The organism is Sphingomonas sp. BL-S-25 (assembly GCF_055521555.1).
Window position 1 is genome coordinate 1,769,136 of record NZ_CM145486.1, and the last position, 14,350, is coordinate 1,783,485.

General features: G+C 67.6%; 15 protein-coding genes. 7 read left to right on the forward strand and 8 right to left on the reverse strand.

Annotated features, from left to right (window positions below; genetic code table 11):
• The 6 genes from ribB to ACZ1H8_RS08490 all read right to left on the reverse strand — a co-directional run bounded on the left by ribB (window position 1) and on the right by ACZ1H8_RS08490 (window position 5,231).
• Window positions 1–1,137 (reverse strand): 3,4-dihydroxy-2-butanone-4-phosphate synthase, encoded by a 1,137-nt coding sequence (ribB, locus tag ACZ1H8_RS08465; protein WP_110152465.1) that lies wholly within the window; start codon window positions 1,135–1,137, stop codon window positions 1–3.
• On the reverse strand, window positions 1,124–1,732 hold the full coding sequence (locus ACZ1H8_RS08470) for a riboflavin synthase (RefSeq protein WP_465180874.1): 609 nt from the start codon (window positions 1,730–1,732) through the stop codon (window positions 1,124–1,126). The genes ribB and ACZ1H8_RS08470 overlap by 14 nt, the downstream gene beginning before the upstream one ends.
• A 1-nt stretch (window position 1,733) precedes the next feature.
• The gene (gene ribD, locus ACZ1H8_RS08475; protein ID WP_465180875.1) at window positions 1,734–2,678 is read right to left on the reverse strand and encodes a bifunctional diaminohydroxyphosphoribosylaminopyrimidine deaminase/5-amino-6-(5-phosphoribosylamino)uracil reductase RibD; all 945 of its coding nucleotides are present in this window, start codon (window positions 2,676–2,678) and stop codon (window positions 1,734–1,736) included.
• 17 nt (window positions 2,679–2,695) lie between these two features.
• Window positions 2,696–3,046: a hypothetical protein gene (locus ACZ1H8_RS08480; protein WP_110152462.1), complete on the reverse strand. Its 351-nt coding sequence runs from the start codon at window positions 3,044–3,046 to the stop codon at window positions 2,696–2,698.
• A gap of 60 nt (window positions 3,047–3,106) precedes the next feature.
• On the reverse strand, window positions 3,107–3,793 hold the full coding sequence (locus ACZ1H8_RS08485; RefSeq protein WP_465180876.1) for an energy transducer TonB: 687 nt from the start codon (window positions 3,791–3,793) through the stop codon (window positions 3,107–3,109).
• A gap of 112 nt (window positions 3,794–3,905) precedes the next feature.
• A complete protein-coding gene (locus tag ACZ1H8_RS08490) occupies window positions 3,906–5,231 on the reverse strand; it encodes a glutamate--tRNA ligase (protein ID WP_465180877.1) in 1,326 nt (441 codons plus the stop codon).
• Window positions 5,232–5,324: 93 nt separating this feature from the next.
• Between ACZ1H8_RS08490 and ACZ1H8_RS08495 the strand changes: the two genes are divergently transcribed.
• Complete coding sequence (locus tag ACZ1H8_RS08495) at window positions 5,325–6,260, forward strand: ribose-phosphate pyrophosphokinase (protein ID WP_465180878.1); 936 nt, start codon at window positions 5,325–5,327, stop codon at window positions 6,258–6,260.
• A gap of 16 nt (window positions 6,261–6,276) precedes the next feature.
• Here ACZ1H8_RS08495 and ACZ1H8_RS08500 read toward each other — a convergent pair whose 3' ends face one another.
• Both ACZ1H8_RS08500 and ACZ1H8_RS08505 read right to left on the reverse strand, forming a co-directional pair.
• Window positions 6,277–7,026: a sulfite exporter TauE/SafE family protein gene (locus tag ACZ1H8_RS08500; RefSeq protein ID WP_465180879.1), complete on the reverse strand. Its 750-nt coding sequence runs from the start codon at window positions 7,024–7,026 to the stop codon at window positions 6,277–6,279.
• Window positions 7,027–7,036: 10 nt separating this feature from the next.
• Window positions 7,037–7,519 (reverse strand): sterol desaturase family protein, encoded by a 483-nt coding sequence (locus ACZ1H8_RS08505; protein ID WP_465180880.1) that lies wholly within the window; start codon window positions 7,517–7,519, stop codon window positions 7,037–7,039.
• Between the two features lie 123 nt (window positions 7,520–7,642).
• Between ACZ1H8_RS08505 and sucC the strand changes: the two genes are divergently transcribed.
• The 6 genes from sucC (at window position 7,643) to ACZ1H8_RS08535 (ending at window position 14,349) form a co-directional block, all read left to right on the forward strand.
• Entirely contained in the window at window positions 7,643–8,842 is a 1,200-nt protein-coding gene (gene sucC / locus ACZ1H8_RS08510; protein ID WP_465180881.1) for an ADP-forming succinate--CoA ligase subunit beta, read from the forward strand.
• An 81-nt stretch (window positions 8,843–8,923) separates the two neighbouring features.
• Window positions 8,924–9,676, forward strand: a complete 753-nt coding sequence (locus ACZ1H8_RS08515) for an electron transfer flavoprotein subunit beta/FixA family protein (RefSeq protein WP_465180882.1) — start codon at window positions 8,924–8,926, stop codon at window positions 9,674–9,676.
• Entirely contained in the window at window positions 9,673–10,602 is a 930-nt protein-coding gene (locus ACZ1H8_RS08520; RefSeq protein WP_465180883.1) for an electron transfer flavoprotein subunit alpha/FixB family protein, read from the forward strand. Before ACZ1H8_RS08515 ends, ACZ1H8_RS08520 begins: the two co-directional genes overlap by 4 nt.
• Before the next feature lie 264 nt (window positions 10,603–10,866).
• The gene (locus ACZ1H8_RS08525; RefSeq protein WP_465180884.1) at window positions 10,867–11,523 is read left to right on the forward strand and encodes a phytanoyl-CoA dioxygenase family protein; all 657 of its coding nucleotides are present in this window, start codon (window positions 10,867–10,869) and stop codon (window positions 11,521–11,523) included.
• A gap of 82 nt (window positions 11,524–11,605) precedes the next feature.
• The gene (locus tag ACZ1H8_RS08530; protein WP_465180885.1) at window positions 11,606–12,838 is read left to right on the forward strand and encodes an MFS transporter; all 1,233 of its coding nucleotides are present in this window, start codon (window positions 11,606–11,608) and stop codon (window positions 12,836–12,838) included.
• A gap of 56 nt (window positions 12,839–12,894) precedes the next feature.
• Window positions 12,895–14,349: a DUF389 domain-containing protein gene (locus ACZ1H8_RS08535; protein WP_465180886.1), complete on the forward strand. Its 1,455-nt coding sequence runs from the start codon at window positions 12,895–12,897 to the stop codon at window positions 14,347–14,349.
• The last annotated feature ends 1 nt before the right edge of the window (window position 14,350 follow it).

The following is a 14,350-nucleotide window of genomic DNA, read 5'->3' on the forward strand; positions in this document are numbered from 1 at the left end:
TCAGTCTTCTCCGGTATCGAGGCTGCGCTCGCCGACGATCGACAGACCATAGCCGTCGAGGCCGACCAGCGTGTGATGGGTATTGGACAGCAGGATCATGTCCTGCACGCCCAGGTCGCTGAGGATCATCGCGCCGACGCCATAATCGCGCAGCTCCTCCATGTCGGGCTTGCGTACGCCTTCGCGCGCTTCGAGCGCCAGTGTGAAGGCATCGTTGCGGCGGCGATTGATCGCGACGATCACGCCCGCGCCTTCCTTGCCGATGATCTCCATCGAGCGCTGCAGCACGTCGCGGCGGTCGCTTGCCTCGCCGAACAGGTCGGGCAGCGGCGACACCGCATGCATGCGCACCAGGGTCGGCTTGTCCGGATCGATCTTGCCCTTGAGCAGGACCATCTGGTCGGTCTGGGTCGCGCGGTTCCAGAAGGCGATCGCGGTCCATTCGCCGCCCCACTGGCTGACGAAGCGCGATTCGGCGCGGCGCTCGACGAGATGGTCGTGCCGGCGGCGATAGGCGATCAGGTCGCGGATCGTGCCGATCTTGAGGTTGTGATACTGGGCGAAGGTGACGAGGTCGTCCATCCGCGCCATCGTCCCGTCCTCGTTCATGATCTCGCAGATCACGCCCGCAGGATTCAGCCCGGCCAGCCGCGAGACGTCGACCGCCGCCTCGGTATGGCCCGCGCGCACCAGCACGCCGCCGTCGCGCGCGACCAGCGGGAAGACATGGCCCGGGGTAACGATGTCGCTCTTGTCCTTCGACGCGTCGATCGCGACCGAGATGGTGCGGGCGCGATCGGCCGCCGAGATGCCGGTCGTCACCCCCTCGCGCGCCTCGATCGACACGGTGAAGGCGGTTTCGTGACGCGTGCCGTTGGCGCGGCTCATCAGTTCGAGGCCGAGCGTCTCGACCCGTTCCTTGGTCATCGCCAGGCAGATGAGGCCGCGGCCGTACTTGGCCATGAAGTTGATCGCATCGGGCGTCGCCATCTGTGCCGGGATGACCAGATCGCCCTCATTCTCGCGATCCTCGTCATCGACCAGGATGAACATCCGGCCGTTGCGCGCCTCGTCGATGATCTCCTCGGGCGAGGAGAGGAAGGCGTGCTTGAGGCGGGCGAGTTCAGCTTTTGCCACGAAGAGACTCCATGCGCTGCAGATAGCGGGCGAGCACGTCGATCTCGAGATTGACCTGCTGCCCCGGCGCGATCGTGTGGAAGGTCGTCACTTCCGCAGTGTGCGGAATGATGTTGAGGTGGAAGCGGACGCCGTCGGGCGTGTCCTCGACCGCGTTGACCGTCAGCGAGACGCCGTCGACGGTGATCGACCCCTTGGGCGCGACGAAGGGCGCCAGTTCGTGCCCGGCGGCGATGACGACATGGTGCGAACCACCCTCGACCGTCACCTCGGTCACGGTGCCGATGCCGTCGACATGGCCGGTGACGATGTGTCCGCCCAGTTCATCGCCCAGGCGCAGCGCGCGTTCGAGATTCAGGCGGCGGCCGTTGGACCACATATCGTGGGCGGTGCGCGAGACGGTTTCGCCCGACACATCGAACGCGACCCAGCCAGTCCCCTTGTCGACGACGGTGAGGCAGACCCCCGAACAGGCGATCGAGGCGCCCAGGTCGACGGTGGCGGTGTCGTACACGGTCGAGACCCGCACACGCAGGTCGCCCTGCGACTGGACGGTTTCGATCGTGCCGATATCTGTGACGATTCCGGTAAACATCTCAGCCAGCCCGGTAGACCTCAAGCCGGTCGCTGCCAAGCTGTCGCGAATCGGCGAGCCGCCAGCGGCCATGGGCATCCGCCAGGCGATCAAGCCCGATGTCGCCCAGCGCGGCCTTGCCCGAGCCGATCAGGATCGGCGCGCGGTACAGCAGCAGCCGATCGACCAGCCCGGCCCGCAGGAAGGCGGAGGCAGTCTCGGCGCCGCCCTCGACCAGCAGATGATCGACGCCGGCAAGGCCGGCGATCTCCGCAGGATCGGCGATACGCTCCCAGCCGGCAACCTCCGCGCCGCGGGTCAGCAGGATCCGGCGCGGTGCACGATCCTCCAAGCCCGGGAGCCGGACATCGAGTCGCGGCGCGTCGGCGTCCAGCGTGCCGCGCCCGATCAGGATCGCCTCGTGCCGCGCACGTTCGAGATGGGCGTGGACGCGCGATTCGGCTCCGGTGATCCAGCGACTCTCGCCATCGGGCCGCGCAATGCGTCCGTCGAGCGAGGTCGCCAGCTTGAGCGTGACGAGCGGGCGACCGAGCCGCCGGCGCGTGAGGAAACCGGCCATCGCCTCGCGCGCCTCGGCTTCACCGATGCCGGCGACGATCTCGACCCCCGCGTCGCGCAGCCGCGCCAGCCCCAGGCCATCGGTACGCGGATCGGGATCGCGCAAGGCAACCACCAGCCGGGCAATGCCCGCCTCGACCAGCAGGTCGGCGCAGGCGGGTCCGCGCGGCGATACATGCGCACAGGGTTCGAGCGTGACATAGGCAATGGCCCCACGCGCCGCGTCGCCTGCCTCGGCCAATGCCATCGCCTCGGCATGGGGTCGTCCGCCGGGCTGGGTCCAGCCGCGACCGATCACGCGACCCTGCGCGATGATCACGCAACCGACATTGGGATTGGGTGCGGTCCGGCCCCGCCCGCGCTGAGACAGCGCCAGCGCGGCAGCCATGAACCGCGCGTCGCGGGTCAGAGCCCCATCCCTCTCAAGCCGTCGTCGATCTTCTTGAATTCGTCGCGGCGCGCCTTGCGCCGCTTCTCCAGCTCGGCCTCGGCGGCGGCGCGGATCTTCATGTCAATCAGCTGCTGCGCCTCGATCTCGTCCCTCGACCGGTCGAGCCGCCAGTCGCGCACCCAGATGATCTCGGGCCGCTTCCATTCCGGGGTCGCCCGCGAGTCGAGGTAGAAAGCCCAGAGGATCCCTGCCGTAATCAACAGCGCGGGAAGCAACAGCCAGATCTCGTGCTTCTTGCGACTGCCGATAAAGGTGCGGAGATCGCTGAAGGCGCCGGTCGGCGATACGGAACGGAAGAAACCCATTGGTCGACAAATAGGGATGGGGGGGCTTGGGAGCCAGCCCCCGCATCCACCCCCCCCCGGTTATTGGACGTCGGTGATGTTGAAGCGGACGTTCATGACCTTCCACTCTTCCCGCGCGACGCCGCCGCGAGTGGCCGGCTTGAACCGCCAGTTCTTCAGCGCATGGCTGCGGGTGGCGTTGAAGAAGGCATCGGTGGTCGCACTGATGCGCTCGACCGCCTTCACCCGTCCGTCGGTCCCGATCAGGATGCGGACCGAAACGGTGCCGCTACGCTCGGCACGCAGTTCGCTCGCGGGATAGTCCGGCTGGAAATCCTTGGCGTAGCGCGCGTCGATCGACGCCTTGATGAGCGGCGGCGGCGCGGGTGGGTCGATAGGCGGGGCAACGACGCCGTCCGACGTCCCGCCGACGGTGCCCGAAGGAATCGGCGGCGGCTGGTCGGTGGGGACTGATGTCGTGGGGTTCCTGTTCTCGGAAACCGGCGGTGGGATGAGCGGGTCTGGCGCCACGATTTTCGTTTCGCGCACTTGTTCGACGGGCTTTTTGGGTTCGACCGCGGGCGGCGGTGGGGGCGGCGGCGGTTCATTGATGACCTCGATGGTCGTGCCCTCGTCAAAGATCTTCGGTACGATCTTCGGTGCGAGCAGGAAGATCATCGCCGTCACCATCAGTCCATTAACGACCAGTGCGCCGCCCAGCCCGGCAGGGTTGATGCCGAAGGGGAGCGAAGAACGATTGGCGTACATGCAGGGCCTCCTTCTCCTGATGTCCGGTTTCAGGCCGGAACGTCGTGATGATACATCGTAACATCATCAACGTAAAGACAGGCCATTCCGATCCGCACCGCTCCATTTCGGATCAGCCTTTGAGCCGCTCCAGCGCACGCTCGCGCCCGATCAACGGCAGCAAGGCCGCCATTTCCGGGCCATGGTCCTGACCGGTGAGCGCGCGGCGCAGCGGCAGGAACAACGCCTTGCCCTTGCGACCCGTGGCGTCCTTCAGCGCGCCGGTCAGCGCCTGCCAGGGCGAGTCGCTCCAGTCGATCGACTCGGCGACCTGCGCGGCTTGCGCCAGGAACTCGGCATCCTCCGGTGCAGGTTCGGCCGCGACCGGCCCCTCGACCACCTGCCACCAATTCTCCGCCTCGCGAACGGTAGACACATTGGGGCGGATCGCGATCCACGCCGCCGCCGCCATGCCGTGGGGCAGCCGATCGCGTACCGCATCATGGTCCAACTGGTGCACGATCCGGGCATTGAGCTGGGCCAGTTCGGCCTCGTCGAAGCGTGCCGGAGCGCGGCCGAACCGGGCGAAGTCAAAACCGGCGATCAACGGCGCGGGATCGATCTGCGGCTCGACCGGGTCGCTGGTCCCGATGCGCGCGAGCAGCGAGACAAGGGCCTGCGGCTCGATACCCGCCTCGCGGAAATGATCGACGCCGAGCGATCCGAGTCGCTTCGACAGCTTGCCCTCGCTGCCGGTCAGCAACGCTTCGTGCGCAAAGGCGGGCGGCTCGGCACCGAGCGCGGCAAACATCTGCAGCTGGGTCGCGGTGTTCGAGACATGATCCTCTCCGCGCACGACATGGGTCATGGCCATGTCGATATCGTCGATCACGGAGGGGAGCAGATAGAGCCAGCTGCCATCGGCCCGGCGCACCACGGGATCGCTCATCGTCGCGGGATCGAACTTCTGGGGCCCGCGCACCAGGTCGGTCCACTCGATCGGCGAGTCGTGATCGAGCCGGAACCGCCAGTGCGGCGAGCGGCCCTCGGCCTCGAACGCGGCGCGCTCGGTCTCGCTCAGGCTCAGCGCGGCGCGGTCATAGACCGGCGGCAGACCGCGGCCGAGCAGCACCTTGCGCTTGAGGTCGAGCTCCTGCGCGGTCTCCCAGGCGGGATAGACCCGGCCCGCCGCCTTCAACGCCTCGAACCGCGCCTCGTACAGGGCGAAGCGATCGGACTGGCGCGTCTCGCCATCGGGTAGGAGCCCCATCCAGGCGAGATCGGCGCGCGCGGCATCGACGAACTGCTCTTCCGAGCGCTCGCGATCGGTATCGTCGATGCGCAGCAGGAAGCGGCCGCCATGCGCGCGCGCGAACATCCAGTTGTGGAGCGCGGTGCGCAGATTGCCGACATGGAGGCGGCCCGTCGGGCTGGGCGCGAAGCGGGTGATGACCGTCATTCCCGGGGCACTAGGATGCATTGCCGACTTGCGCCACAGGGATCGCGCACTAAGGGAGCGTCACGCGACCGTCACGATAAGGCCGAACCACCCATGAAGCTGATGTCCGGCAATTCGAACCTGCCGCTTGCCAAGGCAATTGCAGGCTATCTCGAGATTCCGCTGACCAAGGCGAACGTCCGCCGTTTCGCCGACGAGGAGATCTTCGTCGAGATCCTCGAGAATGTCCGCGGCGAGGATGTGTTCGTGATCCAGTCGACCGCCTATCCGGCGAACGACAATCTGATGGAACTGCTGATCATGACCGACGCGCTGCGCCGCGCATCGGCCAAGCGGATCACCGCAGTCCTCCCCTATTTCGGCTATGCCCGCCAGGACCGGAAGCCCGGCCCGCGCACGCCGATCTCGGCCAAGCTGGTCGCCAATCTGATCACCACCGCGGGCGCCAACCGCGTCCTGTCGGTCGATCTGCATGCCGGCCAGATCCAGGGATTCTTCGACATCCCCACTGACAATCTGTTCGCCGCGCCGGTGATGAGCGAGGACATCAAGTCGCGCTTCGGCGACCGCAACCTGATGGTCGTGTCGCCCGACGTCGGCGGCGTGGTCCGCGCCCGTGCGCTGGCCAAGCGACTCGACAACGCCCCGCTGGCGATCGTCGACAAGCGCCGCGAGCGCGCCGGCGAGTCCGAGGTGATGAACATCATCGGCGACGTCGAGGGCCGCTTCTGCATCCTGATCGACGACATCGTCGATTCGGCCGGCACCTTGTGCAATGCCGCCGCTGCGCTGAAGGCGGCCGGTGCTGAAGACGTGGTCGCCTATTGTACGCACGGCGTGCTGTCGGGCGGTGCGGTGGCGCGGGTCGACGGGTCGGAGCTGGCCGAGCTGGTGATTACCGATTCGATCGGCAACCACAATGTCATCGCCGACAGCGACAAGATTCGTCACCTGACGATCGCGCCGCTGCTGGCCGAGGCGATGCGCCGCATCGCCGACGAGAGCTCGGTCTCCAGCCTGTTCGATTGAGGGCGGCGGCGCGCGCCTAGCGAGTCGCTTCCCAGATCAGCCCGGCGCCGACCACGACCATCAGCCAGTAGATGGCGGTGTAGAATCGCGCGGCGTCGATCCGGCGCACCAGCCAGACGCCGGCGAAGGTCGAGGCGATCGCCACCGGCAGCAGCATGGCCGCGGTCATCAGGTTGGCGGCGGTGAACTGGCCGAGCGCGATATAGGCGGGCACCTTGATCCAGTTGACCGCGGCGAAGAAGATCGCGGTCGTCCCGACCAGCAGCGGCGGACTGAGCCTGCGCGGCAGGACCCAGAGCTGGAAGGGCGGCTGGCCGGCATGGGCGATCTGGCTGGTGAAGCCCGAGGCGATGCCGAACAGGGCGCCGATCCAGTCGGGCAGCCGCGCCGTCTCGCCGGGAAGCGGGTGGCGTTCGAGCCATAGCCGCCACAAGCCGAACAGGATCGAGATGATCCCGACCACCGCCATCACCGCCTGCGGCGTGACGCTGGCGGCGAAGACATAGCCGATCGCGACTCCAGCCGCCGCGCCGGGCAGCATCCAGCCGAGCAGCCGCCAGTCGACTGTCCGGCGAAACGCCCAGACGCCGACCACGTCCTGGACGATCAGCAGCGGCAGCAGGATCGCCGCGGCAGTAACCGGGCTGATGACAAAGGCGAGCATCGGCAGCGCCAGCGATCCCAGGCCGGTGAAGCCGCCCTTGGCCAGCCCCATCAGCACCACCGCCGGCACCGCAACGGCGTAGAAGGTCCAGTCGGTGATCATGCGGCGACGCTCAGCGCCGCACGCCGCCGTTTTTCTTGAGCTGTGCCTTCAGCACCTCGGCACGCGGCGCATAGAGGAAGCCGAAGCTGACCGTGCCATGCTTGCCCTCGACCGCATGGTGGAGGCGGTGGGCCTGCATGATCCGCTTCATATAGGTCGAGCGCGGGACATAGCGGTGCGGCACCCGGCGATGCACGATAACATCGTGAAAGCCGAAATAGATCGCGCCATAGGCAGCGATTCCGGCGCCGATCCAGGTGAAGCCCGGCCACCAGCCGAGCTGGACCCCGCCCAGCAGCATGACGAAGGACGGCACCGCGAAGATCGCTGCGTACAGGTCGTTCAGCTCGAACATCCCCAGCCGCTCGCGGTGATGGCTTTCATGGAGGAACCAGCCGGGACCATGCATGATCCAGCGGTGCGCCGCATAGGCGACGCCCTCCATCACGGCGACGGTGAGCAGGAACAGGGAGATGCCGGTAAGCCAGTTCATGAATGCGATATAGCTCAGCTATGCTGCACTCGCGAGAGGGCAGGGGTGGATTCGACTCTCGCGCTGTGCTTTAGGCGGCGCAAACCCTCCCGATTTCTGCACCTGGAAAGGCGGCGCGTCCCCATGAACATCCACGAATATCAGGCCAAGGAACTGCTTGCGAAGTTCGGCGTCCCGGTCCCCGCAGGCTATGCCGCGCTGACCGTCGAGGAAGCCGTCGAGGCTTCGAAGAAGCTGCCCGGACCGCTCTATGTCGTCAAGGCACAGATCCATGCCGGCGGCCGCGGCAAGGGCAAGTTCAAGGAACTGCCGGCCGAAGCCAAGGGCGGCGTCCGCCTGGCCAAGACCGAGGACGAGGTTCGCGCAGCCGCGACCGAGATGCTCGGCAACACGCTGGTGACGATCCAGACCGGCGATGCCGGCAAGCAGGTCAACCGCCTGTACGTGACCGATGGCGTCGACATCGATAAGGAATTCTACCTCGCGGCGCTGGTCGACCGCGCGACCGGCCGCATCGCCTTCGTCGTGTCGACCGAGGGTGGCATGGACATCGAGACCGTGGCGCATGACACGCCCGAAAAGATCCACACCTTCGCCGTCGACCCGGCAACCGGCTTCCAGCCGCATCATGGCCGCGCCGTCGCGAACGCGCTGGGCCTGAGCGGCGACCTGGCCAAGCAGGCAGCCTCGACCGCGTCGAAGCTGTACGATGCCTTCATCGGCACCGACGCCTCGCAGATCGAAATCAACCCGCTGGCGGTCACCGACGACGGCAAGTTGATGGTGCTCGACGCCAAGGTCGGCTTCGATTCGAACGCGATGTTCCGTCACAAGGACCTGATGGAACTGCGCGACGAGACCGAAGAGGATCCGATGGAGCTCGAAGCGTCGAAGCACGACCTGGCCTATATCAAGCTGGACGGCGACATCGGCTGCATGGTCAACGGCGCCGGCCTGGCGATGGCGACGATGGACATCATCAAGCTGAACGGGATGTTCCCGGCCAACTTCCTCGACGTCGGTGGCGGCGCGAGCAAGGAGAAGGTCACCGCGGCGTTCAAGATCATCCTGAGCGATCCGGCGGTGAAGGGCATCCTGGTCAACATCTTCGGCGGCATCATGCGCTGCGACATCATCGCCGAGGGCATCGTCGCCGCGGCGCGCGAAGTGAACATCCAGGTTCCGCTGGTCGTCCGCCTCGAAGGCACCAACGTCCAGGAAGGCAAGGACATCCTCGCCAATTCGGGCCTGCCGATCGTCGCCGCCAACGACCTGGGCGAGGCCGCACAGAAGATCGTTGCCGAGGTGAAGAAGGCGGCCTGATCCGGGGCGGCCCGTCACATCGACGCTGACCGCTTCCCCCGTACGCCGGGGGAAGCCGGTCCGACAGCAGGAGTGGATGGCATGAAGATTCTGGTGCCGGTCAAGCGTGTGCTTGATTACAATGTGAAGCCTCGTGTGAAGGCGGACGGGACGGGCGTCGATCTGGCGAACGTGAAGATGAGCATGAACCCGTTCGACGAGATCGCGATCGAGGAAGCGGTCCGCCTGAAGGAAAAGGGTGCTGCGACCGAGGTGGTGGTGGTGACGATCGGCGTGCCGAAGGCCGAGACCGACGTGCTGCTGACCGCGCGCGCCATGGGTGCCGACCGTGCGATCCTGATCGCGAGCGAGGACGAGGTCGAGCCGCTGGGCGTCGCCAAGCTGCTGAAGGCGGTGTGCGACGAGGAGCAGCCGGGCCTTGTGATCCTGGGCAAGCAGGCGATCGACGACGACAGCAACCAGACCGGCCAGATGCTGGCGGCGCTGCTGGGCTGGCCGCAGGGCACTTTCGCCAACAAGGTCGAGGTCAACGGCGAGCGGATCGTGGTGACGCGTGAGGTCGATGGCGGGCTCGAGACGGTGGACCTGAAGGCCCCGGCGATCGTGACGACCGATCTTCGCCTCAACGAGCCGCGCTATGCGACCCTGCCCAACATCATGAAGGCCAAGTCCAAGCCGGTGGCGAAGAAGACGGTTGCCGATTACGGCATCGATGTCTCGCCGCGGCTGAAGACGCTGAAGGTCGAGGAGCCGGCCAAGCGCCAGGCGGGCGTGAAGGTCGCCGATGTCGATGAACTGATCGGCAAGCTCAAGGTGCTGGGAGTCGCGAAATGAAGACGCTCGTCTGGGTCGAACACGACAACGCCGCCGTCAAGGATGCGACGCTGGCCGCGGTGACCGCCGCTGCCCAGCTCGGCGAAGTCCATCTGCTGGTCGCCGGCAGCGGCGCGGCGGGCGTGGCCGACGAGGCCGCGAAGATCGCGGGCGTGACCAAGGTCCATCTGGCCGACGATCCCGCCTATGAGCATGCGCTGGCCGAGAATGTGGCGCCGCTGATCGTCGCCCTGATGGCCGATCATGACGCGGCGGTGTTCCCGGCGACCACCACCGGCAAGAACATCGCGCCGCGCGTGGCCGCGCTGCTCGACGTGATGCAGATTTCCGACATCCTCTCGGTCGAGGGTCCGGACAGCTTCACCCGTCCGATCTATGCCGGCAACGCCATCGCCACCGTCCAGTCGAGCGACGCCAAGAAGGTGATCACCGTGCGCGGCACTGCCTTCGCCAAGGCAGAGGCCAGCGGCGGATCTGCCAGCGTCGAGACCGTCGGCGGCACCGGCGATGCCGGCCTGTCGAGCTTCGTATCGGCCGAGATCGCCAAGTCCGAGCGTCCCGAACTCACCAGCGCCAAGATCATCGTCTCGGGCGGCCGCGCGCTAGGCTCGGGCGAGCAGTTCCACGCGCTGATCGAGCCGCTGGCCGACAAGCTGGGCGCTGCCGTCGGCGCCAGCCGCGCCGCGGTCGATGCCGGCTATGTCCCGAACGACTATCAGGTCGGCCAGACCGGCAAGATCGTCGCCCCGGAAGTCTATATCGCGGTGGGCATCTCCGGCGCGATCCAGCACCTTGCCGGCATGAAGGACTCCAAGGTCATCATCGCCATCAACAAGGACGAGGACGCCCCGATCTTCCAGGTCGCCGACGTCGGCCTGGTGGGCGACCTGTTCAAAATCGTCCCGGAGCTCACCGAAAAGCTTTAAGCGGCACCCTCTCCTCCCCAGGAGCCTGCGGCTCCGGGGGAGGGGGATGAACAGGTCGCCCTGTGCCCCGCACAGGGCTGAGATTGCCGGGGGCAATCTCACCTGTTCATCGCGCAGCATCGTGGTGGAGGGGACTGCAACAGGCGTGGTGGACCCCCTCCACCATGCTTCGCATGGTCCCCCTCCCCCGGATGCGCAGCATCCTGGGGAGGAAAAGCATCCGACATCGCGTGCTCGATAAATCGCCAGGCCGGGAGCGGCGACATGACCCTGGACGAGCATGGCGCAGAATTGCTTCCCGGCGCGGCCGTCCCGTTTCTCGACGCGCTCGAAGCCGCGCTCGCCAGCCAGCCGCGCGATCGCGCCGGCGTTCGGCTGCACGCAATTCCGGGGCTCGCGGCGCTGCTCGCCCCCGACGCCTTGGGACGTCACGCCGTGCAGCTGCTCGGTCCCGGCACCCGCCCCGTCCGCGCGATCCTGTTCGACAAGAGCGATGCCAGCAACTGGGCGCTTGGCTGGCATCAGGACCGGACGATCGCGGTGGCGGCGCGCGCCGAGGTGCCGGGCTATGGCCCATGGTCGATCAAGGCGGAACTGCAGCATGTCGAGCCACCCTTTGCAGTGATCGAGCAGATGCGGACGATCCGCATCCATCTCGACCCCGTAGATGCCGACAATGCCCCGCTGCTCATAGCGCCGGGCTCGCATCGCCTGGGTCGCCTTCCCGACGGACAGATCGACACGGCGGTCGCGCGTTGCGGGACCAGCGTTTGCGAAGCGCAGCGCGGGGATGTCTGGATCTATGCAACCCCCATCGTCCACGCCTCTGCCGCAGCGGCGCGGCCGCGACGGCGGCGGGTGGTACAGGTCGATTATGCCACGGGCACGCTGCCGACGCCGTTGGAGTGGCTGGGCGTATAGCCCATAGCGATTGCGTTTCGTGCAACCGGACATGCGGCGCACTGTGGTTGACGCTGCAGTGCAGCATAGCCAGTTGGGAGCGATGCCCGCTTCCCAGTCCCCTGCCCGGCCCCGCCCGGTTCTGCTCGTCCATTTCGCGCTCGCCATGGGCGGGTTTGCGATCGGGACGACCGAGTTCGCGACGATGAGCCTGCTGCCCTATTTCGCCAAGGGTCTCGGCGTCGATGCGCCGACCGCGGGGCATGTCATCAGCGCCTATGCGCTGGGCGTGGTCGTCGGGGCGCCGCTGCTCGCGGTGGGTGCGGCGAAGCTCTCGCGACGCACGCTGCTGATTCTGCTGATGGCCAGCTTCGCGCTGTTCAACGGGCTGAGCGCGCTGGCACCGACCTATGGCTGGATGCTGGTGTTCCGTTTCCTCAGCGGACTGCCGCACGGCGCCTATTTCGGCGTCGCCGCGCTGGTCGCGGCGTCGCTGGTGCCGCACGACAAGAGATCGCAGGCGGTGGGGCGCGTCATGCTGGGGCTGACCATCGCAACGGTGATCGGGGTCCCGCTCGCCAACTGGCTGGGCCAGGCGGTGGGCTGGCAATGGGGCTTCGGCGTCGTCGCGGTGCTGGCGATGCTGACGGTCGCGCTGGTGGTCGCGTTCGTGCCGCACGACCGGCCGGAGCCCGCCGCCAGTCCGATGAAGGAATTGTCCGCACTCGCCAACAGCCAGGTCTGGCTGACGCTGGGGATCGGCGCGATCGGCTTCGGCGGCCTGTTCTGCGTCTATACCTATGTCGCCTCGACGCTGCTGGAGGTCACCCGCGCGCCGGCGAGCAGCATCCCGATCGCGCTGGCGATCTTCGGCCTGGGCATGACCGCCGGCAATCTCATCGTGCCGCGCTTTGCCGACCGGGCGCTGATGCCGACCGCGGCGGTGCTGCTGACCGGCAGCGCGATCGGGCTGGCGCTCTATCCCTTCGCGGCGGGGAATTTCTGGACCTTGTGCCTGTGCGTTTTCGCGGTCGGCATGGCCGGTGCGCTGGGCACGGTGCTCCAGACGCGGCTGATGGACGTGGCGGGCGAGGCACAGGCCCTGGCTGCCGCGCTCAACCATTCGGCATTCAACACCGCCAATGCGCTCGGCCCCTGGCTCGGCGGGCTGGCGATCGCCGCCGGCTATGGCTGGACGTCCACCGGCTGGGTCGGTGCGCTGCTGTCGCTCGGCGGCCTGGCCGTGCTGGGCGTCGCGGTGCTCGCTGACCGCAGGGGGAAGAAGCCTGCCGGCAACCCCGCCGGCACGCCGATTCTCGGCTCGTCGATCGGCTGACGCGGGCCCAGGGTGAGCGGGTAGCCGCGCCGGAGAGAAGCCCTTAGGGGGACCGGATGACCGATTTGTCGCTTCGCTTCCCGCTCTGGCGCTGGTGGCGCCGCACCCTGACCGAGAATGTCGATCATGAGGCGGTGATCGCCCGGGTGGCCGAGGAGGCGCGGTGGAGCTCGCGCTACGCCTTCCTGATCGTGATCTCGGTGCTGATCTCGATCCTCGGCCTGCTGCTGCCGTCGTCCGCGGTGCTGATCGGGGCGATGCTGATCTCGCCGCTGATGATGCCGATCATCGGCCTGGGCTTCGGCATCGCCACCTTCGACCTTGCCGAGATAAAGCGCGCGACCTTCGCGCTTGCCGCCGGGTCGGTGATCGCGATCCTGCTGTCGGCCGGCTTCGTCGCGCTGTCGCCGGTCCAGACGATCACAACCGAGATCGCGATCCGCACCAAGCCGAACCTGTTCGATCTGCTCGTCGCACTGCTGTCCGCCGTCGCGGGCGGCTATGCGCTGGTGCGCGGTCGCGGCGAGACGGTGGTCGGGGTGGCGATCGCCATCGCGCTGATGCCGCCGCTCGCGGTGGTCGGCTTCGGCATCGCCACGACCAACCCGACCGTCGCGGGCGGCGCACTGCTGCTGTTCCTGACCAACCTGATCACGATCGCGCTGACCGCCGCGCTCATGGGGCGATTATACGGGTTTGGCGGGCATCTCTCGCCCAGCCAGACGCGGCTTCAGGGCTTGCTGATCGTGGCCGGGCTCCTCGCGCTGGCGGTTCCGCTCGGGATCGCGCTGCGCCAGATCGCCTGGGAAGCGATCGCCCAGCGCCAGATTCGCGATGCGGTTCGCGCCCCCTTTCCGCGCGAAGCCCGGATCAGCCAGCTCGATATCGATTTCGAACGAAGGCCGCTGCGGATCCGCGCCGTGGTGCTGACCCCGACGCTGCACGGCGATGCCGATGCGCGCACCCGCGCCGCCGTGACCGAATCGCTCGGCGCGCCGGTCGATCTGCATATCGATCAGGTCCGGATCGGGCTGGAGACCGGATCGACCGAGGCCGCGCAGATCGCCGCGGCCCAGGCCAGCGATACGCGCTATGGCGACGATCTGCGCAACCGGCTGGCGCTGGTCGCTGGCGTCGCGCCCGAGGCAGTCGTCGCCGACAGCGGCACCCGCCGGGCACAGGTCCGCGCCGCTCCCCTGCCCGGCGCGACCGCCGCCGCCTATCGCGCGCTGGAGCAGCGGGTCGCCTCGTCGAGCCAGGGCTGGACCATCATCCTGATCCCGCCGGCCGCGGAGTTGCCGGTCATCGCGTTCGATGGCGACACGCCCGATGCGGACGCGCTGGCGACCGCGATCTGGGCCGGTCAGCGGGTCGCGCTGCCGATCGGCGTTTCGGGCGCTCGGGCGGAAACGATCGTGACCCGGCTGACGGAGGCTGGTGTCGCCGCGCAGCGGCTCCCTGGCAGCGGCGAGACGGTCACGCTGAGCTGGCAGGCGCCAGCCCAGCGCTGAG

Coding starts and splice junctions, on each gene's coding strand:
- ACZ1H8_RS08470 (WP_465180874.1), bottom strand. CDS start 1,732: ATGTTTACCGGAATCGTCACAGATATCGGCACGATCGAAACCGTCCAG.
- ribD (WP_465180875.1), bottom strand. CDS start 2,678: ATGGCTGCCGCGCTGGCGCTGTCTCAGCGCGGGCGGGGCCGGACCGCA.
- ACZ1H8_RS08480 (WP_110152462.1), bottom strand. CDS start 3,046: ATGGGTTTCTTCCGTTCCGTATCGCCGACCGGCGCCTTCAGCGATCTC.
- ACZ1H8_RS08485 (WP_465180876.1), bottom strand. CDS start 3,793: ATGTACGCCAATCGTTCTTCGCTCCCCTTCGGCATCAACCCTGCCGGG.
- ACZ1H8_RS08490 (WP_465180877.1), bottom strand. CDS start 5,231: ATGACGGTCATCACCCGCTTCGCGCCCAGCCCGACGGGCCGCCTCCAT.
- ACZ1H8_RS08495 (WP_465180878.1), top strand. CDS start 5,325: ATGAAGCTGATGTCCGGCAATTCGAACCTGCCGCTTGCCAAGGCAATT.
- ACZ1H8_RS08500 (WP_465180879.1), bottom strand. CDS start 7,026: ATGATCACCGACTGGACCTTCTACGCCGTTGCGGTGCCGGCGGTGGTG.
- ACZ1H8_RS08505 (WP_465180880.1), bottom strand. CDS start 7,519: ATGAACTGGCTTACCGGCATCTCCCTGTTCCTGCTCACCGTCGCCGTG.
- sucC (WP_465180881.1), top strand. CDS start 7,643: ATGAACATCCACGAATATCAGGCCAAGGAACTGCTTGCGAAGTTCGGC.
- ACZ1H8_RS08515 (WP_465180882.1), top strand. CDS start 8,924: ATGAAGATTCTGGTGCCGGTCAAGCGTGTGCTTGATTACAATGTGAAG.
- ACZ1H8_RS08520 (WP_465180883.1), top strand. CDS start 9,673: ATGAAGACGCTCGTCTGGGTCGAACACGACAACGCCGCCGTCAAGGAT.
- ACZ1H8_RS08525 (WP_465180884.1), top strand. CDS start 10,867: ATGACCCTGGACGAGCATGGCGCAGAATTGCTTCCCGGCGCGGCCGTC.
- ACZ1H8_RS08530 (WP_465180885.1), top strand. CDS start 11,606: ATGCCCGCTTCCCAGTCCCCTGCCCGGCCCCGCCCGGTTCTGCTCGTC.
- ACZ1H8_RS08535 (WP_465180886.1), top strand. CDS start 12,895: ATGACCGATTTGTCGCTTCGCTTCCCGCTCTGGCGCTGGTGGCGCCGC.